The 21,157-nt window shown below is 66.6% G+C and carries 19 protein-coding genes and 1 tRNA gene; 18 read left to right on the top strand and 2 right to left on the bottom strand.

The features are described 5' to 3' along the window. The first annotated feature begins 60 nt into the window (after window positions 1-60). The 13 genes from CAL15_RS09790 (at window position 61) to CAL15_RS09730 (ending at window position 15,033) form a co-directional block, all read left to right on the top strand. Entirely contained in the window at window positions 61-1,431 is a 1,371-nt protein-coding gene (locus CAL15_RS09790; protein WP_420042542.1) for a putative bifunctional diguanylate cyclase/phosphodiesterase, read from the top strand. Between the two features lie 36 nt (window positions 1,432-1,467). Beyond that, on the top strand, window positions 1,468-2,526 hold the full coding sequence (aroC, locus tag CAL15_RS09785) for a chorismate synthase (RefSeq protein ID WP_086078417.1): 1,059 nt from the start codon (window positions 1,468-1,470) through the stop codon (window positions 2,524-2,526). A gap of 95 nt (window positions 2,527-2,621) precedes the next feature. Beyond that, on the top strand, window positions 2,622-3,458 hold the full coding sequence (locus CAL15_RS09780; RefSeq protein WP_086078416.1) for a M48 family metallopeptidase: 837 nt from the start codon (window positions 2,622-2,624) through the stop codon (window positions 3,456-3,458). A gap of 220 nt (window positions 3,459-3,678) precedes the next feature. Then, a complete protein-coding gene (leuC, locus tag CAL15_RS09775) occupies window positions 3,679-5,082 on the top strand; it encodes a 3-isopropylmalate dehydratase large subunit (protein WP_086078415.1) in 1,404 nt (467 codons plus the stop codon). An 11-nt stretch (window positions 5,083-5,093) separates the two neighbouring features. Then, window positions 5,094-5,744, top strand: coding sequence for a 3-isopropylmalate dehydratase small subunit (gene leuD, locus CAL15_RS09770; RefSeq protein ID WP_086078414.1), 651 nt, complete (start codon window positions 5,094-5,096; stop codon window positions 5,742-5,744). Window positions 5,745-5,875: 131 nt separating this feature from the next. Further along, window positions 5,876-6,949, top strand: coding sequence for a 3-isopropylmalate dehydrogenase (leuB, locus tag CAL15_RS09765; RefSeq protein WP_086078413.1), 1,074 nt, complete (start codon window positions 5,876-5,878; stop codon window positions 6,947-6,949). 145 nt (window positions 6,950-7,094) lie between these two features. Continuing rightward, window positions 7,095-8,225: an aspartate-semialdehyde dehydrogenase gene (asd, locus tag CAL15_RS09760; protein ID WP_086078412.1), complete on the top strand. Its 1,131-nt coding sequence runs from the start codon at window positions 7,095-7,097 to the stop codon at window positions 8,223-8,225. A 251-nt stretch (window positions 8,226-8,476) separates the two neighbouring features. Then, window positions 8,477-10,393, top strand: coding sequence for a type IV pilus assembly protein FimV (locus CAL15_RS09755; protein WP_086078411.1), 1,917 nt, complete (start codon window positions 8,477-8,479; stop codon window positions 10,391-10,393). A gap of 3 nt (window positions 10,394-10,396) precedes the next feature. Next, window positions 10,397-11,200: a tRNA pseudouridine(38-40) synthase TruA gene (gene truA, locus CAL15_RS09750; RefSeq protein ID WP_086078410.1), complete on the top strand. Its 804-nt coding sequence runs from the start codon at window positions 10,397-10,399 to the stop codon at window positions 11,198-11,200. A gap of 160 nt (window positions 11,201-11,360) precedes the next feature. Then, a complete protein-coding gene (locus tag CAL15_RS09745) occupies window positions 11,361-12,449 on the top strand; it encodes a TRAP transporter substrate-binding protein (protein ID WP_086078409.1) in 1,089 nt (362 codons plus the stop codon). A 59-nt stretch (window positions 12,450-12,508) separates the two neighbouring features. Beyond that, on the top strand, window positions 12,509-13,168 hold the full coding sequence (locus CAL15_RS09740) for a phosphoribosylanthranilate isomerase (protein ID WP_086078408.1): 660 nt from the start codon (window positions 12,509-12,511) through the stop codon (window positions 13,166-13,168). A gap of 30 nt (window positions 13,169-13,198) precedes the next feature. Further along, window positions 13,199-13,275: transfer RNA gene (locus CAL15_RS09735), tRNA-Val, on the top strand. Between the two features lie 279 nt (window positions 13,276-13,554). Further along, the gene (locus CAL15_RS09730; RefSeq protein WP_086078407.1) at window positions 13,555-15,033 is read left to right on the top strand and encodes an FAD-dependent monooxygenase; all 1,479 of its coding nucleotides are present in this window, start codon (window positions 13,555-13,557) and stop codon (window positions 15,031-15,033) included. Between the two features lie 69 nt (window positions 15,034-15,102). Here CAL15_RS09730 and CAL15_RS09725 read toward each other — a convergent pair whose 3' ends face one another. Beyond that, a complete protein-coding gene (locus CAL15_RS09725) occupies window positions 15,103-15,489 on the bottom strand; it encodes a hypothetical protein (RefSeq protein WP_086078406.1) in 387 nt (128 codons plus the stop codon). Between the two features lie 4 nt (window positions 15,490-15,493). Then, a complete protein-coding gene (locus tag CAL15_RS09720) occupies window positions 15,494-16,240 on the bottom strand; it encodes a response regulator transcription factor (RefSeq protein WP_086078405.1) in 747 nt (248 codons plus the stop codon). Between the two features lie 427 nt (window positions 16,241-16,667). Between CAL15_RS09720 and thrS the strand changes: the two genes are divergently transcribed. The 5 genes from thrS to CAL15_RS09695 all read left to right on the top strand — a co-directional run bounded on the left by thrS (window position 16,668) and on the right by CAL15_RS09695 (window position 21,154). After that, the gene (gene thrS, locus CAL15_RS09715; protein ID WP_086078404.1) at window positions 16,668-18,620 is read left to right on the top strand and encodes a threonine--tRNA ligase; all 1,953 of its coding nucleotides are present in this window, start codon (window positions 16,668-16,670) and stop codon (window positions 18,618-18,620) included. An 18-nt stretch (window positions 18,621-18,638) separates the two neighbouring features. After that, window positions 18,639-19,187: a translation initiation factor IF-3 gene (infC, locus tag CAL15_RS09710; RefSeq protein WP_086078403.1), complete on the top strand. Its 549-nt coding sequence runs from the start codon at window positions 18,639-18,641 to the stop codon at window positions 19,185-19,187. A gap of 164 nt (window positions 19,188-19,351) precedes the next feature. Further along, window positions 19,352-20,308, top strand: a complete 957-nt coding sequence (gene gshB, locus CAL15_RS09705; RefSeq protein ID WP_086078402.1) for a glutathione synthase — start codon at window positions 19,352-19,354, stop codon at window positions 20,306-20,308. An 82-nt stretch (window positions 20,309-20,390) separates the two neighbouring features. Next, the gene (locus CAL15_RS09700) at window positions 20,391-20,792 is read left to right on the top strand and encodes a PTS sugar transporter subunit IIA (RefSeq protein WP_086078401.1); all 402 of its coding nucleotides are present in this window, start codon (window positions 20,391-20,393) and stop codon (window positions 20,790-20,792) included. Window positions 20,793-20,884: 92 nt separating this feature from the next. Continuing rightward, window positions 20,885-21,154, top strand: a complete 270-nt coding sequence (locus tag CAL15_RS09695) for an HPr family phosphocarrier protein (protein ID WP_086078400.1) — start codon at window positions 20,885-20,887, stop codon at window positions 21,152-21,154. Window positions 21,155-21,157: the final 3 nt, after the last annotated feature.

The following is a 21,157-nucleotide window of genomic DNA, read 5'->3' as shown; positions in this document are numbered from 1 at the left end:
TGGCTAATCGCAAGACAGTCCGCGCCCTCCATCGGCGCGAGATTCATCAAAGGGGTCTTCGTGGGTTGGAGTGACCTGGTCGGACAGAGGGGCGTATCAGCATTGCTGTTGCTCGTCATCTGTGTCCTGTTCCTGTGCAGGGAACTCGTGCTGCGCCGACGCATGGCACGCGACAGCCTCACCGGCGCCCTGACGGTCGACGCATTGCATCGCCGCATCCAGCCCTCCCTGCAGCGGGGCCGCGAGCAGCCGGGCGCCATGTTCCTGATCCAGGTGGTGCATCACGCCGAACTCAGCGCCATGCTGGACATCGCCGACAACAAGGCGTTGCAGGCGATGGTGGCCGATCGGCTTCGGCACGTCGCGCCCGATTGCCTGGTGGCGCGCTACGCCTCGTATTCCTTCCTGGTGTGGGCGTCGGACACCGACCGCTGGGCCGCCCGCGAGCTGGCGCCGCACATCATCGAGCAGCTTTCATGGCCGTACGAGATGCACGGCCAGCCGCTGCTGGTCGAGTTCAGGCTGGCGGTGGCCCTGTATCCCGACCACGGCAGCAGCATCGAGGAACTCGAGCGCAGCCTGCTGCTGGCCATGCTGCACGTCGAGGAAGACAGCGAATCCGCATGGACCATGTTCGAGCCCGCGATGCTCGAGCGCCAGCGCCACTTCCGCGGGCTCGAGCACGACCTGCGCGTGGCGCTGGCGTCCTCGTCGATGGAGCAGTTCGAGGTCTTCTTCCAGCCGCTGTGGGACAGTCCCACGGCCACCATCAAGGGGTGCGAGGCGCTGTTGCGCTGGCGCCATCCCACGCAGGGCGAGATATCTCCCGCGTTGGTCATCGAACTGGCCGAACGCACCGGCCTGATCGTGCCGCTGGGCGCGTGGGTGCTCGAGACCGCCTGTTCGCACGCCGCGGACTGGCCGGGTTCCTGGCAACTGCACGTCAACCTTTCGGTGCGGCAGATGTACTCCGCAGCGCTGCCGGTGCAGGTCAATCATGCGCTGGCGGCCAGCCGCCTGCCGCCCAACAGGCTGGTGCTGGAGATCACCGAATCGCTGTTCATCTCGCAATACGACCGTCACGTCGCCACCATGAACAGCCTGCGCGCGCGCGGCATCGGCGTGGCGCTGGACGATTTCGGGGTGGGCTATTCCAGCCTGACGCATTTGCGCAAGCTGCCGCTGGACTGGGTCAAGCTGGACCGCGGCTTCATCGCCGACATCGAGACCGACGCGGTCAGCCGCGACGTGGTGCTGTCCGTGCTGGTGATGTGCCGGGCCCTGGGCCTGACCGTGGTGGCCGAAGGCGTGGAAACCGCCGGGCAGCGCAAGATACTGGATGCGCTGGGCTGCCATCTGATGCAGGGTTTCCTGCTGGGTCGGCCCAGTCCGGCGCAGGACATCCGGGATCTCGCGGCGTCGATGTCATAATCGAGGCTCGCTTCAGCCTCGAATCCCCCTGCACCCATGTCCGGCAATACCCTAGGCACTCTGTTCCGCGTCACGAATTTCGGCGAATCGCATGGCCCGGCCATCGGCTGCGTAGTCGACGGCTGTCCTCCCGGAATGCCGCTCGCCGCCGAGGACATCCAGCTCGAACTCGACCGCCGCCGGCCCGGTACCTCGCGCCACGTCACGCAGCGGCAAGAGGCCGACCAGGTGGAAATCCTGTCGGGCGTGTACGAAGGCGTCACCACGGGCACCCCCATCGGGCTGCTCATCCGCAATACCGACGCGCGCAGCAAAGACTATTCGGCCATTGCCGACACCTTCCGACCGGGCCACGCCGATTATGCCTACTGGCGCAAGTACGGTCTGCGCGATCCGCGCGGCGGCGGCCGGTCCTCGGCGCGGCTTACCGCGCCCACCGTGGCCGCCGGCGCCATCGCCAAGAAATGGCTCGCCAGCCAGCACGGCACCGTGGTGCGCGGCTACATGAGCCAGCTCGGTCCCATTTCCATTCCGTTCGTCGCCTGGGACGACGTGCCGGCCAATCCTTTCTACGCGCCGAATGCCGCCATCGTGCCCGAGCTCGAGGCCTACATGGACCAGTTGCGCCGCGATGGCGATTCGGTGGGCGCGCGCATCGAAGTCGTGGCCGAGTCGCTGCCCGCGGGCTGGGGCGAACCGCTGTACGACAGGCTCGACGCCGACATCGCCCACGCGATGATGGGCTTGAACGCCGTCAAGGGCGTCTCCATCGGCGCGGGCTTCGACTGCGTCGCGCAGCGCGGCTCCGAGCATGGCGACGAAATCACGCCCGAGGGTTTCGTCACCAACCACGCGGGCGGCGTGCTGGGCGGCATTTCCACCGGGCAGCCCATCACGGTGTCGCTCGCCATCAAGCCCACGTCCAGCATCCGGGTCGAACGCCGCTCGGTGAACCGGGCGGGCGATCCCGTCATGGTGCAGACCCTGGGCCGTCACGATCCTTGCGTGGGCATCCGCGCCACGCCCATTGCCGAGGCCCTGCTGGCGCTGGTGCTTATCGACCACGCGCTGCGCCATCGAGGCCAGTGCGGCTGATACGCCGCATCCGCCGGCCTACGGCTTCATTGGTACGCGGGGTGCTGTCGGATGTCCCCGCTTCATGCAGAACCCACGCATATACGGAGGCGACGATGCGCGCTTGGAGACGGATACAGTGGATTTTGGCGGCCGCCGGCCTGGCGGCCACGGCGGGCTGCGCCTCGGTCAACACGACGCAGTCCGGCGCGGTCGGGGTCGACCGCAAACAGTACATGTCCAGCCTGGTCTCCGAGCAGGCGCTCGAGCAGGAGGCCGGCAAGCAGTACAGCCAGATACTCGAGCAGGCCCGTGCGAAGAATCTGCTTGATCGCGATCCGGCCCAGGTGGCCAGGGTCGACGGCATCGCGCGCAAGCTGATTGCCCAGGTCGGCGCGTTCCGGCCCGACGCTGCCCAATGGGCATGGGAAGTCCACGTGCTGTCCACCGACGAGATCAATGCCTGGTGCATGCCGGGCGGCAAGATCGCGGTCAACACGGGTCTGCTGTCGAAGATACAGCCGACCGATGCCGAGCTGGCCGCCGTGATGGGGCACGAGATCGCGCATGCGCTGCGCGAGCATGCGCGCGAGCGCGTGTCGCAGCAGATGGCCACCAGCATGGGGCTGCAGGTGTTGTCCATCGCCCTGGGCACGCCCAGCGTCACCGACCTGGGCGGGCGGTTGACCGAAGTGATGTTCACCTTGCCCAACAGCCGCACCCACGAGACCGAGGCCGACCGCATGGGCGTGGAGCTGGCCGCTCGGGCAGGCTACGACCCCCGTGCCGCGATCACCCTGTGGCAGAAGATGGGCGCGGCGCAATCGGGCAATGCGCCGCCGGAGTTCCTGTCCACGCACCCCTCGGCCGACACCCGCATGGCCGAACTGCAGAGCGCGTCGCAACGCGTGCTGCCGCTTTACGACCAGTCCAAGAGCGGCGCCGCACGCTGATCGGCGCATGCGCGGCGCGCCGGGGCATCATGTTGTGCCCGGCGCGGCAGGATGCCGCGCGACCCTCATGGGGGTACTTGAAGTACTAGTATCCATGGTTACGTTGTACTAGGTTCAGCGGCTGGGCATAATTCAGTGATGCCGCGGTTGTCTGCACCGGCAATGGCGTACGCCAGCGCCCGCAGGCACAAGGCGGACCGTTCACTCGCAGAGCGCTTCCATGGCCCAAACCCTTTACGACAAACTCTGGGACGCCCACGTCGTCCACCAGGAATCCGACGGCACCTGTCTGCTGTATATCGACCGTCACCTGCTGCATGAAGTCACCAGTCCGCAGGCCTTCGAGGGCCTGGCGCTTGCCGGGCGCAAGCCATGGCGCACCAGCGCGAACCTGGCCGTGGCCGACCACAACGTGCCGACGCTCAACCGCGCGGGCGGCATCGACGATCCGATCTCCAAGCTGCAGGTCGACACCCTGGATGCCAACTGCGACAAGTACGGCATCACCGAATTCCGCATGAACGACCTGCGTCAGGGCATCGTGCACGTCATCGGACCCGAGCAGGGCGCCACGCTGCCGGGCATGACGGTCGTGTGCGGCGACTCGCACACCAGCACCCACGGCGCGATGGGCGCCCTGGCTTTCGGCATCGGCACCTCCGAGGTCGAGCACACCCTGGCCACGCAGACTTTGCTGATGAAGAAGGCCAAGAGCATGCTCATCAAGGTCGAAGGCGAGCTGCCCTTCGGCTGTACGGCCAAGGACGTCGTGCTGCACATCATCGGCGTGATCGGTACGGCCGGCGGTACGGGCCATGCCATCGAGTTCGCCGGCAGCACCATCCGCTCGCTGTCCATCGAAGGCCGCATGACGGTGTGCAACATGGCCATCGAAGCCGGTGCGCGCTCGGGCATGGTCGCGGTCGACGAAAAAACTATCGAGTACTTCCGCGGACGTCCCTTCTCGCCCACCGGCGTGCTGTGGGACCAGGCCGTTTCGTACTGGCGCACCCTGCGCAGCGACGAGGGCGCCAGGTTCGACCGTGTGGTCGAGATCGATGCTCGCACCATCACGCCGCAGATCACCTGGGGCACCTCGCCTGAAATGGTGCTGCCCGTCGATGCGCGGGTGCCGGATCCCGACCGCGAGAAGGACGAGGTCCGCCGCAGCGGCATGGAGCGCGCGCTGCAGTACATGGGCCTGAAGCCCAATACGCCGCTGACGGACATCCGCGTCGACCGCGTGTTCATCGGCTCGTGTACCAATTCGCGCATCGAAGACCTGCGCGCGGCCGCCGTCGTGGCCCGCGGCAAGCGCGTGGCGTCCAACGTCAAGCAGGCCATGGTGGTGCCCGGCTCGGGGCTGGTCAAGCAGCAGGCCGAGCGCGAAGGCCTCGACAAGATCTTCATCGAGGCGGGCTTCGAATGGCGCGAGCCCGGCTGCTCGATGTGCCTGGCCATGAACGCCGATCGTCTCGAACCCGAAGAACGCTGCGCCTCGACGTCGAACCGCAACTTCGAGGGCCGGCAGGGGCAGGGCGGTCGTACGCACCTGGTCAGTCCGGCCATGGCCGCGGCCGCCGCCGTGGCAGGCCATTTCGTCGACGTCCGTTCGTTCCGCTGAGAGTCCGATCCATGCAAGCATTCACCCAACACGAAGGCCTGGTGGCCCCGCTCGATCGCGAGAACGTCGACACCGACCTGATCATCCCGAAGCAGTTTCTCAAGTCGATCCAGCGCACGGGCTTTGGCCCGAACCTGTTCGACGAACTGCGCTATCTCGACCATGGCGAGCCCGGCATGGACAACAGCAAGCGTCCGCTCAACCCGGATTTCGTGCTGAACCAGCCTCGCTACCAGGGCGCCTCGGTGCTGCTGGCCCGCAAGAACTTCGGCTGCGGATCGAGCCGCGAGCACGCGCCGTGGGCGCTGACGCAGTATGGCTTTCGCGCCATCATCGCGCCGTCGTATGCCGACATCTTTTTCAACAACAGCTTCAAGAACGGGCTGCTGCCCATCGTGCTGTCCGAGTTCGAGGTGGCGCGCCTCTTCGACGAGGTCAAGGCGTTCCCGGGCTACAAGCTGCGCATCGACCTGGACCGTCAGGTAGTGATTGCCGCCGATGGCCGCGAGATGTCGTTCGACATCGACGAGTTCCGCAAGTACTGCCTGCTGAACGGTTTCGACGACATCGGCCTGACGCTGCGCCACGCCGACAAGATCCGCGCGTTCGAAGCCGAGCGCCTGGCGCGGCATCCCTGGCTGGAAGGCCGCGCAGGCGTGTAACGCATGCGGCCCGGCGGCATGTCCTGCCGTGGGGCCGTCCGAAGACAAAACGGCTCCTTCCGGAGCAGCAAGCCGAAGGCGCGGTGGGATTCCAGCATCCGCGGCCTTCGTCAGACGAACAGGATTTATTCATGACGCATCAAATTGCAGTGCTGCCCGGCGATGGCATCGGGCCTGAAATCGTCGAGCAGGCCGTGCGCGTGCTGGGCGCGCTGGGCCTGCCGCTGGAACTGCGCCAGGCCCCGGTGGGCGGCGCCGCGTACGACCAGTTCGAGCATCCCCTGCCGCCCGCCACGCTCGAACTCGCCAAGCAATCGCATGCCGTGCTGTTCGGCGCGGTGGGCGACTGGAAGTACGACAGCCTGCCTCGCGAGTTCCGGCCCGAGCAGGCCATCCTCGGCCTGCGCAAGGCGATGGGCCTGTTCGCGAACCTGCGTCCGGCCATTCTTTATCCCGAGCTGGCCAGCGCCTCGTCGCTCAAGCCCGAGATCGTGTCGGGCCTCGACCTGCTGATCATCCGCGAACTGACCGGCGACATCTACTTCGGCACGCCGCGCGGCGTGCGCACGGCCTCCGACGGCGCGTTCGCCGGCGAGCGCGAGGGCTACGACACCATGCGCTATGCCGAGACCGAGGTGCGGCGCATCGCGCGCATCGGGTTCGAGGCCGCGCGCAAGCGCAGCAAGAAGCTGTGCAGCGTCGACAAGGCCAATGTGCTGGAGACCTCGCAGTTCTGGCGCGACCTGGTCATCGAAGTCAGCCGCGAATACCCGGACGTCGAGCTGTCGCACATGTACGTGGACAATGCCGCCATGCAGCTGGTGCGCGCCCCGCGCAATTTCGACGTGATCGTCACGGGCAACCTGTTCGGCGACATCTTGTCCGACGAGGCCGCCATGCTGACCGGCTCCATCGGCATGCTGCCGTCGGCATCGCTGAACTCCACCGGCCAGGGGCTGTACGAGCCCAGCCACGGTTCGGCCCCCGACATCGCCGGCAAGGGCATCGCCAACCCGCTGGCCACCATTCTGTCGGCCGCCATGCTGCTGCGCTATTCGCTGGAACAGGCCGCGCAGGCCGACCGTATCGAGGCCGCCGTGCGCAAGGTGCTGGCGTCGGGTCTGCGCACCGCCGACATCTACGAGGAAGGCACGACGAAGGTGTCGACCGAGCAGATGGGCGACGCCGTGCTGAAGGCTCTTTAAAGCCCGGTCTCACATCGGCGCCGCGGTGTTGCTTGCGCAACACCGCCCGCCCGATTCGCCGCCGCCTTCGGCAGCGGCGCGCACATTCTGATAAATTGGCAGAAATCCCCTCTCTTTTCACATACTTACTTTCGAGCTCTTCAAGATGACGCAAGCAGTAGGCCTCGTCGGTTGGCGCGGCATGGTCGGTTCGGTTCTCATGCAGCGCATGCGCGACGAAAACGACTTCGCCCTGATCGAACCCGTGTTCTTCTCCACCAGCAACGCTGGCGGCGCCGCCCCCTCGTGGGCCGACGGCGCGGGCCCGTTGCAAGACGCCTACGACATCGAAGCGCTCAAGAAACTGCCCATCATCGTCACCGCCCAGGGCGGCGACTACACCTCCGAGGTCTACGGTCGCCTGCGCAAATCGGGCTGGCAGGGCATCTGGATCGACGCCGCCAGCACCCTGCGCATGGCCGACGACGCCATCATCGTGCTCGATCCGGTCAACCGTCCGGTCATCGACGCCGCCCTCAAGCGCGGCGTGCGCAATTTCATCGGCGGCAACTGCACCGTCAGCTGCATGCTGATGGGTCTCGCCGGCCTGTTCAACAACGACCTGGTCGACTGGATGACCTCCATGACGTATCAGGCCGCCTCGGGCGGCGGGGCGCAGCACATGCGCGAACTGCTCACGCAGTTCGGCATCCTGAATCAGGCCGTGCGTCCGCTGCTCGACGACCCGGCGTCGGCCATCCTGGAAATCGACCGCGGCATCCTCGCCGCGCAGCAGGACGACTCGCTGCCGCGTGAGCACTTCGGCGTTCCGCTGGGCGGCAACCTCATTCCCTGGATCGACAAGGACCTGGGCAACGGCGTGTCGCGCGAAGAATGGAAGGCCGGCGCCGAGACCAACAAGATCCTGGGGCGCGGCGAAGCCTTCGGCACGCCCGCCACCCCGATCGACGGCCTGTGCGTGCGTATCGGCGCCATGCGCTGCCACAGCCAGGCGCTCACCATCAAGCTCAAGCGCGACGTGCCGCTGGACGAGATCAACGACCTCATCGCGCAGGGCACCCAGTGGGCCAAGGTCATTCCCAACACGAAGGAAGACACGGTCAAGGCGCTCACCCCCGTGGCGGTCACCGGCACGCTGGATATCCCCGTGGGTCGCCTGCGCAAGCTGGCAATGGGTCCCGAGTACCTGGGCGCCTTCACGGTCGGCGATCAGCTGCTGTGGGGCGCGGCCGAGCCGCTGCGCCGCATGCTGCGCATCGCGTTGGCCGAGGCCTGACGCCAGGCGGACCAGCAGGGCGTTCCGGCTGCCATGATCTTCCGGCGCGGCCGGGGCGGCCCTCGCCAGCCTATGGTTTCCGAGAGCACCCGAGGGTGCTCTCGCGCCTTGTGCGCGGCGATTCCGCATGACAACGGGATTGCAGGTTTGAACGTCATGTCCGATGCCTTTACACTTTCGGGCTGCGTTTTCCGGCAGCGCACCCATGCCGTATCCGACGATCACGAAAAGCAGACAGGGAATCCCGGCTCATGACTTCGCACCCGCGCGGCTTGCATCACGCTCCCCGTAACAAGGCGCTCGGCCTGGCCGTCGCGCTGGCCATTGGCGCGGGCGCATGCGTGGACGCGCAGGCCGCGCGTGCGGGGCACGCGCGCGTCGTCTCCGCGCCGGGCGCGCCGATGCAGATCGAGATACCGCTGCTGGAACTGTCGGCCGATGAGGCCGCCACTCTGCAGGTGCAGTTGGCCGATGCGGCCGCGTGGCAGCGCGCCGGCCTGCAGCCGCCGGCCCCGTTGGCCGATACGCGGGTCAGCGTCGAGGGCACGCAGCCCGATTCCCGCATGCTTCGCATCCGCGCCACGCAGCCCATCACCACCGAAACCGTCGACCTGCTGCTCGAGCTGCGCTCCAGCGCGGGGCAGCGGCAGATGCAGGTCACGCTGCTGGTGCCCGCGCGCGACGCGGCTGCCGGCGTGCGGCGGGCGTCCGTCGGCCAGCCGGCGGCGTCCACGTCCCGCGGCGTGCAGGAGATCACGGTGCGCTCGGGCCAGACCTTGTCCGGCATTGCGGTCCGGCATGCGGTGGCCGACGCTTCGCTTTACCAGATGCTGGCCGCGCTGTGGCAGGCCAATCCGCAGGCCTTCATCCAGAACAACATGAATCTGGTGCGCGCCGGCGAATCGCTGAAGATTCCCGACGCCGCCACCGTGCGCGCCATCGATCCCGCCGAGGCGCGACGCATCTTTCTCGAGCACGTCGCCGCGTACGAGCGATACCGGGGCCGCCTGGGCGCCGTCGGCCAGGACGTCGCACCGGCGGCCGGCGCGGATGGCGCCTCCGGACAAGTAGAACGCGCCAACGGCGGGCAGGCGTCGGTGCAGCCCGCCGCCCGGGACCGCCTGCGTCTATCCAATGCAAGCGCCGCCCAGGGCGCGGCGGGCTCCGACGCGTCCGCGGACGCGCGAACGTCCGACGAACGCGCCATCGACGATGCGCGACAGCGCGTCGACACGCTGCAGTCCAACGTGGATGCCTTGCGAGGTGCGGCAGGTGCGCAGCAGGGCGGTCGCGCCGCCGTGGGCGGCTCGGGCCCAGCCACAGCATCAGGATCAGGTGCTGGAACGGGTCAGGGATCGGCGGCGCCGACGACAAGTGAACAACCCGGTGGCACGCAGGCCGCTGGCGGGGCGGGTACAAGCGCATCCGGAGGCTCGGGACCGACGGGACAATCCAGTACCAATGCAGCCAGCGGAGCATCCGGCGGCGCCGCACCGGAAGGCGCAGCGCCTGGCGGCAGCGCCGCGGGCAGTGCGGGCTCTGCGGCCGGTGGTGCCGCCGCAGGCGGTCCGGCAGGCGGAGGGACGGCGGCCGGTAGCGGAGCGGCGGCCGGTAGCGGAGCGGCGGCCGGTGGCGCCGCTTCGACCGGCGCGGCGTCGGGCGCCGCGCCCGCCAGCGCCGCCGCAGGCAGCGGCGGCTCCGACTCCGGCGCCGCATCGCCGGCTCCGGGCGCCGCGGCGCCGGCGGCCAGCGGGCCTGCCGGCGGACAAGCCTCCGGCGCTCCCGCCGGCACCTCGGGCGGCAATCCGGCAACTGGCTCGGCGCCCGCGGCAGGAAGCGCCGCCCCGGGTTCGGCAGGCAATCCCCAGCCCGGGCAGACCGCCACGGAGGCGGGCACGTCGGCGGACAGCCAGGCCAAGGACGGCATGCCATCCTGGCTGGCCGACAACCTGCTGGCCGTGGTCACCGCGGTGCTGGCCCTGCTGGTGTTCATCGTCGCGTGGATGCTGCGCCGGGCTGGCGCGCGCCGCAGCGACGAGGTCGAGGCCGTCGACTATGGCGATCCTCCGCCGTTCGACAGCCGTGCGTTCAGCCGCAAGCTCGACGCCATCGACTTGGACCTGAATCACCCGCCCACCGACGAGCCCCCGCCCGGCCGTCGCGCCTGAGCCATGCCACGCATCGCCCTGGGCCTGGCCTACGACGGATCGGCCTGGCAGGGCTGGCAGACACAGCCTCACGGCCAGACCGTGCAGGACAGCCTCGAAGCCGCGCTGGGCGCTTTCAGCGGCACGCATCGTCCGGTGCCCACGATCTGCGCGGGCCGTACCGATACCGGCGTGCATGCGGCGTCGCAGGTGGTGCACCTGGATACCGACCTCAGCCGGCGGGATGAATCGTGGGTGCGCGGCGTCAATGCATTCCTGCCTCCCAGCATTTCGGTGCAGTGGGCGCAGTCCATGTCCGACACTTTCCATGCGCGCTTCTCGGCGCGCTCGCGCACTTATGTGTACGTGCTGTGGCGCGGGCGTGTCCGTCCGGCGCTGTGGACGGGACGCGCCGGCTGGTGTTTCCAGGCGCTGGACGTGGACGCCATGCGTGCCGCCGCGCAGGCCTTGATCGGTGAACACGACTTCTCCAGTTTCCGCTCGTCGCAATGCCAGGCGCGCCATCCGGTGCGCACGCTGCATCGCCTGGACATCGACGAACGAGGCCCGTTCGTCGTGTTCACGCTGCGGGCCAATGCCTTCCTGCACCACATGGTGCGCAACCTCATCGGCGCATTGCTGCAGGTGGGGCAGGGCCGCGAGCCCGTCGAGTGGCTGGGCGAGCTGCTGCGCGCGCGCGACCGCCGGTTGGGCGCGCCCACCTTCGCGCCGGATGGCCTGTATCTGGCGGATATCGAATATCCCGCCGAATTCGGCCTGCCGCGGCAGGATCCTGGCGTAACGCAGCTCGCGCCTTTCATCGGCTGATGTTGCCTGAGCGATCCCTCGCGTACCGCGTGGCCTGATCGCTTCGGGAGGTTCCGGATATCATCGAGGAGGAGAGCGGCCGCCGATCCGGCTGCCGCGCGACGCCTGACGACGTATCGGGCGCCGCACCTGCATAATCTTCCTGCACCGGAGAGACTGCATGCAACGCCGATCGTTTCTTCGCCACGCCTCGCTGGGCGCCGCCGGCGCCGCCCTTGCCGCGCCCGTCATTGCGCAGGATGCTCCGGTCGTGCAATGGCGCTGCGCATCGGGCTTTCCCCGCACGGCGCAAATGATATCCGGCGCCGCAGATCAGATGGCCCGCTACGTCAGCGAGGCGACCGATGGCGGTTTCACGATCCACATCCACGCGCCTGGCGAGATCGCGCCGGCGCAAGGCGTGCTGGACGCCGTCCAGCAAGGTGTCGCCGACTGCGGTCATTCGGCTTCGTGCCACTACTACGACAAGGACCCGGCACTGTGCTTCGACGGCGCGGTGCCGTTCGGGCTGAACACGCGCCAGATGAGCGCATGGATGCGCGCCGGCGACGGCCTCGAACTCACGCGCAAGGTGTTCGACCGGTACGGCGTGCTCAACTTCCCATGCGGCTATACCGGCACGCAGATGGGCGGCTGGTTCCGCTACGAAATCAAGTCAGTCGAGAATCTGAAGGGCCTGAAGTTCCGGACCGGCGCGTTCGCGGGCGCGGTGTTGAAGCGATTGGGCGTTCTGGCGCAGCACACCGAGCCGGAAGGCATACGTGCGGCTCTGGAAGCCGGCAGCCTCGATGCGGCCGAATGGATAGGACCGTATGACGACGAGACGCTGGGGCTGCACCACGCAGCACGCAATTACTACTTCCCGGGCTGGTGGGAGGGCACGCTGCAGATATCGCTGTACGTGAATCGCGCGGCCCACGACGCGCTGCCCAGGCGCTACCAGTCGGTGCTGACGCAGGCCTGCGCAACGGCGGGCGCCGACATGGTCGCGCGTTACGACGTCGAGAACCCGGCCGCATTGCGTCGACTGGTCTCCCAAGGTACGCAACTGAAGGCCTTTCCGAAGGCCGTGATGGATGCGTGCTACCAGGAGGCGTTGGCGCTCTATGCCGAGCTGGCTGCCGCCGATCCTCTGTTCGCGCAGCTGTACGACAGCATGGTCGCGTTTCGTGACGCCGAAACTCCATGGCTGCGGCTGGCCGAAGGCAGCTATGACGCGTTCATGGGCACGCTGCCGCCGCGCCGCTGAGGGGCCATGCCTTACACTGGCAGGGAATCGAATCCATCGCCTGCCATTCTTTGTTTTTCATGCGCACCCGAATCAAGATCTGCGGCCTGACACGCGAGGCGGACCTAGAGGCCGCCATCCAGGCCGGCGCCGATGCCGTCGGCTTCGTGTTCTACCCAGGCAGCAAGCGCTATCTCGCTCCGGCGCGCGCCGCCGAACTGCGGCGCCGCGTGCCCGCGTTCGTCGACGTGGTGGCTCTCACGGTCAACGCCTCGCATGCCGACATGCGCGCGATCCTGGACGAAGTCGGCCCCGATCTGCTGCAGTTCCATGGCGACGAGTCTCCGGAAGAATGCCGCCTCCATGCACGACGCTACCTGCGTGCGTTCCGGGTCGGGGCGCCCGGCCTTGAAAGCGCCGCGGCGCTGGCCGCGCACTGTGCGCAATATGGCGATGCGGCAGGTTGGCTGTACGACAGCTACAGCGCGGGCTATGGCGGCAGCGGCCTGGCATTCGACAGGGCGCTGCTGGCCCCGGTGCAGGCGGCCGCGGCGGCGCGTCCGGTGGTGTTGGCCGGCGGCCTAACGCCCGACAACGTGGCTCACGCGGTGCGCGACGTGCGCCCGTGGGCGGTGGACGTCAGCAGCGGCGTGGAAGAGGGCCCGGGCGTGAAGTCAGCGGCTCGCATACGCGCATTCGCGGATGCCGTCCGCCAGGCCGATGCCGATTTGCACAACTGACCAGACGCATATATAATCTTTTTTCTCTGCAGGCGGTTAGCTCAGATGGTTAGAGCGCTACGTTGACATCGTAGAGGTCGTTGGTTCGATTCCAATACCGCCTACCAACCGAATCAGCTGCAATTGCTGTGCACCCGCGTGTTCCAATGGGTTGTTCGGCAGTTGTGAATTAAGCAGTAAACGCGAATTAAGCAGTAAACGCGTCAAGCATCAAAGCAAAAAGCCGCAAAATCCAGATGGATTGGCGGCTTTTTTGTTTTCCGGTTGCGGGTCCCGCCAGCGCCTCGGGCATTCTCGCCGCGCCATGCAGCCGACCGATTTACACCCCCGCTCAACCGATCTATAACCGGAACGACTCCCTTTTCTTCGCGATTCTGGAGCGTGACATGGCAGGTAGAGTACTCGTGGTCGGCGCCGGCCCCGTGGGGCTCACCATGGCGTGCGAACTGGCGCGCTTCGGCATTCCCTTGCGCATCATCGACAAGGCCGGGCAGCGTACCGACAAGTCGAAGGCCCTGGTGTTATGGAGCCGCACGCTGGAGCTGCTGGATCGTGGCGCCAACGGCGCCGCGCCCTTCGTCGAGGCGGGCCACAAGGTCCTGGCGGTGGACTTCATCAGCGGCGATCAGCGCATCGGCCGCGTCAGCATGGAGCACGTCGACACGCCCTATGCTTATGCGCTGATGCTGCCGCAGAGCGACACCGAGCGGCTGCTGGAAGAGCGGCTCGCCAGCCTCGGCATCCACGTCGAGCGCGGCGTGGAAATGACGGAGTATCAGGCCGGCGTGGCCGGAATCACGGCTGCTTTGCGCCATCCCGATGGCCGCGCGGAGATCGCGGTAGCCGAATGGCTGGTGGGTTGCGATGGAGCGCACAGCATCGTGCGCCATACGCTGGGCGTGCCTTTTGCCGGCAAGACCATGGACAGCGACTGGATGCTGGCCGACGTGCACATGAGCGGCTATCCATGCCCCGATAGCGAGGCATCGGTCTACTGGCATCGCGATGGGGTCTTCGTGATCTTTCCTATTCGGCCTGGCCGGTATCGATTGCTGGCCGATCTGCCGTCGTCCGGCGCCCCGCAGCCACCCGTGCCCACGCTCGATCAGGTTCAGGCCATGATCGACCGAAGGGGTCCGCCGGGCACGAAGGTGAGCGATCCCATATGGCTGGCGGGGTTCCGCATCAACGGCCGCAAGGTCGCGGGATACCGTTCGGGGCGCGTCTTCCTGGCGGGCGATGCGGCGCACGTCCATAGCCCCGCGGGGGGCCAGGGCATGAACACCGGCATGCAGGACGCCTTCAATCTGTCATGGAAGCTTGCCATGGTGATCCACGGCGCCTGCGGCGATCAACTGCTCGACAGCTATACGCACGAGCGCAGCGCCGTGGGGGACGAGGTGCTGAAGACCGCGGAGCGGCTGACCGAGGTCGGCACGATGAAGAATCCTCTGGCTCAGCACGTCCGCAATCTGGTGGGACACGTCATGCTGGGCCTGCGGCCCGTGCAGCGCAAGTTCGCCGACACCATGTCCGAGGTGGCCATTGCCTATCCGGAAAGCCCGTTGAATGGCCCGGCCGCGCCTGGCGTCAGTCCCAAGCCGGGCGAGCGTGTGACGCCGCGGCAGGACGCCAGGGATTCCCATCCGGGGGCGCCGCGCTTCGCGCTGCACGCAGCGCCGTCGCAGGACGTCGCGGAGTTGATCGCCCAGTATCCGGCCTTGCTGCATGCGCCGCCGCGTGGTCCGCTGCATGCCGATGCGATGATCCTGGTGAGGCCGGACGGCTACGTGGCGTGCTCCGCACAGGCAGTGGCGCCCATTCGGTCATACCTGGCCGCGCTGGAGGAAGGGCGCAAGCAATAGTGGGTGGCGTCTGCCGCACCCGCGTGCGGCGGGCGGATCGGACCCGGCCAGGCCGCCGCGTCTCAGCAATCAGACCTGCAAAGCCTGCAGCGCCGCGTGCAACTGCGCATCCAGTCGCTGCAGGCCTGACTGCACGTGCTGCAGGGCCTGTGCCGCCCGTCGTCCATGCGGGTCATCCAGCAATGCGGCGCGCGCGTCATCGAGCTGTTCGACCAATGGATGTCCGGTGACGCAAAGCATGCACACCGCGCCCTGGATGTGATGCAGCCGCTGGGCGGCCGCCAGCGGATCTCCGCGCAGCAAGGCGTGCTGCACATGCTGATGGTCGACCCGCATGTGTTCCACCGCCATGGTCAGCAATCTGCGCATCTGGGCTGGATCGGGGCACAGGACGCGTAGCCGCGGCAGGTCCAGCAATCCATCGTCGAAGAGAGTGTCAAGGCAGCGGGTCGGCATGGGTCTATCCTGCGACGTTGCGGGTGAACTTCTCTTTCAGGTATAGCGCCAGGGCCAGGTCGTCGGCCAGGCCCAGCTTGCGCATGGCGCGGCGTTTGTGGGTGCTGACCGTTTTCTTGCTGCGCAGCAGGCGGCTGGCGACCTGGGTGACGGAAAATCCCAGCGCGATGTGCCGCAGGATCTCGGTTTCCGCGGCCGTCAGCTGGGCATCGGGATGCTGCGGCTCGGTGCGATGGATGCGGCCGTAGGAACAGACGTAGAAGTTGCGAGGATCGGCGATGGCGGCCCGGATGATGTCGGGCACGGCGGACGGCGGCGCGGTCTTGGACAGGTACCCGTTGGCGCCGGCGCGGTAGGCCGCGAACTGGGTGTCCTGCACCCGGCCCGCCGAGAACGTGATGATGGCCATGGCCGGGTGCTGGCGGCGCAGCCTGCGGATGAAATCCATGCCGTCCCAGGGATCGTCGGGCAGGTAGTAGTCGACCACCGCGACGTCGCACGGCACTTGCCTGAGACTGGCGACGAGCTTCTCGGCCGAGGTCTCGGCATGGATGACGTCAAGGTCGGCGTTGCTGCGCAGGAAGGTGGCCAGGCCCATGGCGGTGACCGGGTGGTCGTCGAGGATGGCCACCCGCACACGGTGGCTGGGACGCGATAGCAGCATATAGCGACGGCCCACCGACGCAGTGCTGTCGCCGTCTGACAGGCGGGGAGATGGCGTGTGGGTGGCAAACGGGTGAGGTTGGGTCATGAGTGAGGCGACACGAACGACTGGACGGCGAAAACATGCGACCTGCGATAACGAACTGAGTAACTATATGTTACGTTTTTGGCGCCTCAGGGCTGAAGTGGTCGTGAAAATCAGACCGAATGAAGTCAGGCATCCACGTGTCGGGCAATCAATCGGCGATACCCGATGAAGTGCTACAATCACTGCAATCTGCGACAGCCGTGTTCCCGCCATGTGTCCGCACTGCCCGAACATCCGTTGTCTTCACGAAGACCTCCCTCTTTGCCATGCTGATGCCCGTACGAACTACCACCGGATTCTTTCGCCCCATGTCGCGTCAGTAATCCGCAACCGGGTACAGCGTGTCGAGTCAGACAGCAGCCCAGCAAGCAATCAGATCGAACGCGGCCCAGGCCGCGTTCTTCGTTTCTCACCCAGGAAGTGCCCAATGGTTCAAATCACATTGCCCGATGGTTCGCAGCGCCAATACCCGGGGCCCGTCACGGTCGCCGAGGTCGCCCAATCCATCGGCACCGGGCTGGCCAAGGCCGCGCTGGGCGGTCGTGTCACGCTCGACGGAACCGAGTCGCGGCTGGTCGACACCAGCTTTCGCATCGAGCAGGATGCGCGGCTGTCCATCGTCACCGCCAAGGACGCGGACGGCCTGGACCTGATCCGGCATTCCACGGCGCACTTGCTTGCCTATGCCGTGAAAGAACTGTTTCCCGAGGCGCAGGTCACCATCGGCCCCGTGATCGACAACGGCTTCTACTACGACTTCTCGTACAAGCGTCCCTTCACGCCCGAAGACCTAGAGGCCATCGAGAAGAAGATGACCGAGCTGGCTCGCAAGGACGAGGTCGTCACGCGCGAGGAATGGACGCGCGATGACGCCGTCAAGTTCTTCGAGAGCATCGGCGAGCGCTACAAGGCCGAGATCATCGCCTCGATCCCGTCCAATGAAACCCTCAGCCTGTATCGCGAAGGCGAGTTCATCGACCTGTGCCGCGGCCCGCACGTGCCGTCCACGGGCAAGCTGAAGGTCTTCAAGCTGATGAAGGTGGCGGGCGCCTATTGGCGCGGCGACAGCAACAACGAGATGCTTCAGCGCATCTACGGCACGGCCTGGGCCACCAAGGAAGACCAGGAAGCCTACCTGAACATGCTGGCCGAGGCCGAGCGCCGCGACCACCGCAAGATCGGCCGAGACCTCGACCTGTTCCATTTCCAGGACGAGGCGCCGGGTCTGATCTTCTGGCATCCCAAGGGCTGGACGCTGTGGCAGCAGGTCGAGCAATACATGCGCGCCGTCTATCGCGACAATGGCTATCAAGAGGTCAAGGCGCCGCAGATCCTCGACCTGTCGCTGTGGAAGAAGACGGGGCACTGGGACAACTACCGCGAGAACATGTTCACGACCGAGTCGGAGAACCGCATGTATGGCCTGAAGCCCATGAACTGCCCGGGCCACGTGCAGATCTTCAATTCGGGCCTGCACTCGTATCGCGAACTGCCGCTGCGTTATGGCGAGTTCGGCCAATGCCATCGCAACGAGCCCTCGGGATCGCTGCATGGCATGATGCGCGTGCGCGGCTTCACGCAGGACGACGGCCACATCTTCTGTACCGAAGACCAGATGCAGGAAGAGTGCGCCAACTTTACGGCCTTGTTGCAGAAGGTGTATCGCGACTTCGGCTTCCATGAAGTGCTGTACAAGGTGGCCACCCGTCCCGAGAAGCGTATCGGCAGCGATGAAACCTGGGACAAGGCCGAGCAGGCCCTGATGGACAGCTTGCGCCGCACGGGCTGCGAGTTCGAGGTCTCGCCCGGCGAAGGCGCGTTCTACGGCCCCAAGATCGAGTACACGCTGAAGGACGCCATCGGGCGCCACTGGCAGTGCGGCACGATACAGGTCGACTTTTCCATGCCCGTGCGCCTGGGCGCCGAATACGTGGACCAGAACGACCAGCGCCTGCCGCCCGTGATGCTGCACCGCGCCATCCTGGGGTCGCTCGAGCGCTTCATCGGCATGCTGATCGAGAACCACGCCGGCGCGATGCCGCCCTGGCTGGCTCCCGAGCAGGCCGTTGTATGCTGCATATCCGAGCCTTCGGCCGAGTATGCGGCACAAATAACACAAACCCTGAAAAAACAAGGCTTTAGGGTGCAGGCCGATTTGCGCGGTGAAAAAATCACTCGTAAAATCAGGGAGCATAGCCTGCAGAAAGTTCCGTATATCCTCGTCGTAGGCGACAAGGAGATGCAGAATGGGACCGTAGCGGTACGCGGTCTCGGGGGATTGGATCTTGGCGTCATCGCGCTCGACACCTTCATCGAGCGCCTGGCCGAAGACGTCGCCACCCGCCGCGCCGTACAGCAGTCCGACAGCAGTGCCGTCTAATCTTTAGGAGTCGTCAACATCGCAACTGAAAAAAGCATACGCATCAACGGTGAAATCCGCGTCCCCGAGGTGCGTCTGATAGGCCTGGATGGAGAGCAGCTCGGCATCGTCAAGATCGCCGATGCGTTCCGCCTCTCCGAGCAAAGCGACGTGGATCTGGTGGAAATCGCGCCCAATGCCGAGCCGCCGGTCTGCCGCCTGATGGACTATGGCAAGTTCAAGTATCAGGAGCAGAAGCGCCAGGCCGAGGCACGTTCGAAGCAGAAGGTCATCCAGGTCAAAGAGGTCAAGTTCCGACCCGCCACCGACGAGGGTGACTACCAGGTCAAGCTGCGCAACCTGCGCCGGTTCCTCGAGGAAGGCGACAAGGCGAAGGTTACGCTGCGCTTCCGCGGCCGTGAAATGGCGCACCAGGAACTGGGCATGCGCGTGCTCGAACGGGTTCGCGATGACCTGACCGAACTGGCTCAGGTCGAGGCGATGCCCAAGCTGGAAGGCCGCCAGATGGTCATGGTGCTGGCGCCTCGCAAGAAGGCCACCCCCGGCAAGACCGACGCCGCGGGTTGATCGACCCATCCGACGACCGGCCCGGCTGCCTCACGGCGCCGGGCCGCCTGCTTTTGCGGCAGGCCTGGTCGGTTCCTCTTGCGCCGGACCCGTGACAGCCCCATTTACGCTACCATGACCCTCTGTGTCCGCCGGTCTGGGCGGAGGTATCAACGGGTGTTCCGATGCATGTCCTGTTCGTAATCGACCCCTTGCCGCTGCTGAAGGCGTACAAGGACAGTTCCGTCGCCATGATGCGCGCGCTGGCGGCCCGCGGCCACACGCTCAGCGTCACGCTGCAGGGCGACCTGTATGTCGAGGACGGCATCGTCCAGGCACGCGCCACGGCCATCGAACTGGTCGATGGCGCCGACCTGCACGAGCATGCATGGTGGCGGGACACCGCCGCGCCGCAAGACCTGCCTCTGTCCGGCTTCGACGCGGTGGTCATGCGCAAAGACCCGCCGTTCGACATGGAGTACGTGTATTCCACGCACTTGCTCGAATACGCGCAGGCGCAGGGCGCCCGGGTGTTCAACAGCGGGGCGGCCATCCGCAACCACCCCGAGAAGCTCACCATCACCGAGTTCGCCGACCTGGCCGCGCCCACGCTGGTCACGCGCGACATGGAGCGCCTGAAGGCGTTTCATGCCCGGCACCAGGACGTCATCGTCAAGCCGCTGGACGGCATGGGCGGCACGGGAATCTTCCGCCTGCGCGCCGAAGAACCCAATCGCAACGCCATCCTGGAAACGCTGACCGACAACGGCCATCGCACCATCATGGCCCAGCGCTACATCCCCGAGATCGTCAAGGGCGACAAGCGCATTCTGCTGATCGGCGACGAGCCGGTGCCGTATTGCCTGGCGCGCATCCCGCTGGCCGGAGAAACGCGCGGCAACCTGGCCGCGGGCGGGCGCGGCGTGGCTCAGCCCCTGTCCGAGCGCGATCGCCACATCGCCGTTACCGCGGCCCAGCGCCTGGCTGGCCGCGGCCTGCTGCTGGTCGGCCTGGACGTCATCGGCGACTACGTCACCGAGGTCAACGTCACCAGCCCCACCTGCTTCGTCGAGATCACCGAGCAGACCGGGTTCAACGTAGGAGAGATGTTCGCCAAGGCGCTCGAGCGCGCCGCAGGCTGAACCGCCCATCCGCCATGACACTGTTCCGCGTCCCTTCCGCGTCCTGTCCAAAACGGTCGCGCCTCACCGGACGGGTTCCATCTTGACTGGCATCGTCATCGTGGTGCATGCGCCGCTGGGCGGCGCCATGCATGAACTGGCCAGCCACGTGCTGGGCGACGTCGTCGCCGACACGCTGGCGGTGCACGACATCCAGCCGGAGGACCAGCCCGAAGACCAGGCCCCCTCCGTGCTGCAGGACATCGTGCGGGTCGACCGCGGCGAAGGCGTGCTGGTGCTGACCGACCTCATCGGCGCCACACCGGCCAACATCGCCAAGCGGGCCGTCGCCGACGCGCAGGCGCAGGGCATACGCTGCTGCGTGCTGGCCGGCCTCAACACGCCCATGCTGCTGCGCGCGCTCACGTACCGCAATCTCCCGCTGGCCGAGACGCGCGAAAAGGCCCTGGCGGGCGGCGTGCAGGGCTGCTTGCAGGTAGACTGACGGGCAACGCTTTTGCCCTATCATCCCGATTGCAAGGGCTACCCGCGCAAACGCATGCGCCGCGCCGGCCTGTATCGTGGTCCCAGGATCCTATGCCTAGTTCAGACATCGTCATCAGCAACAAACTCGGGCTGCACGCGCGCGCTGCGGCCAAGCTGACGCAGCTTGCCAGCCGCTTCAGCAGCGAGATCTACATTTCGCGCGGCGCCAAGCGCGTCAACGCCAAGAGCATCATGGGTGTGATGATGCTGGCGGCCGGCATGGGCGTCACCGTGCGGCTCGATGCCAGCGGCAGTGACGCCGAGCAGGCACTGGCCGAGATCCAAACCCTGTTCGACAGCAAATTCGGTGAGCACGAATAACGG

This window comes from Bordetella genomosp. 13 (genome assembly GCF_002119665.1).
In the GTDB taxonomy this organism is placed as follows: domain Bacteria; phylum Pseudomonadota; class Gammaproteobacteria; order Burkholderiales; family Burkholderiaceae_B; genus Bordetella.
Note: the sequence above shows the minus strand (reverse complement) of the source record. Positions and strands in the feature narration are given on the sequence as shown.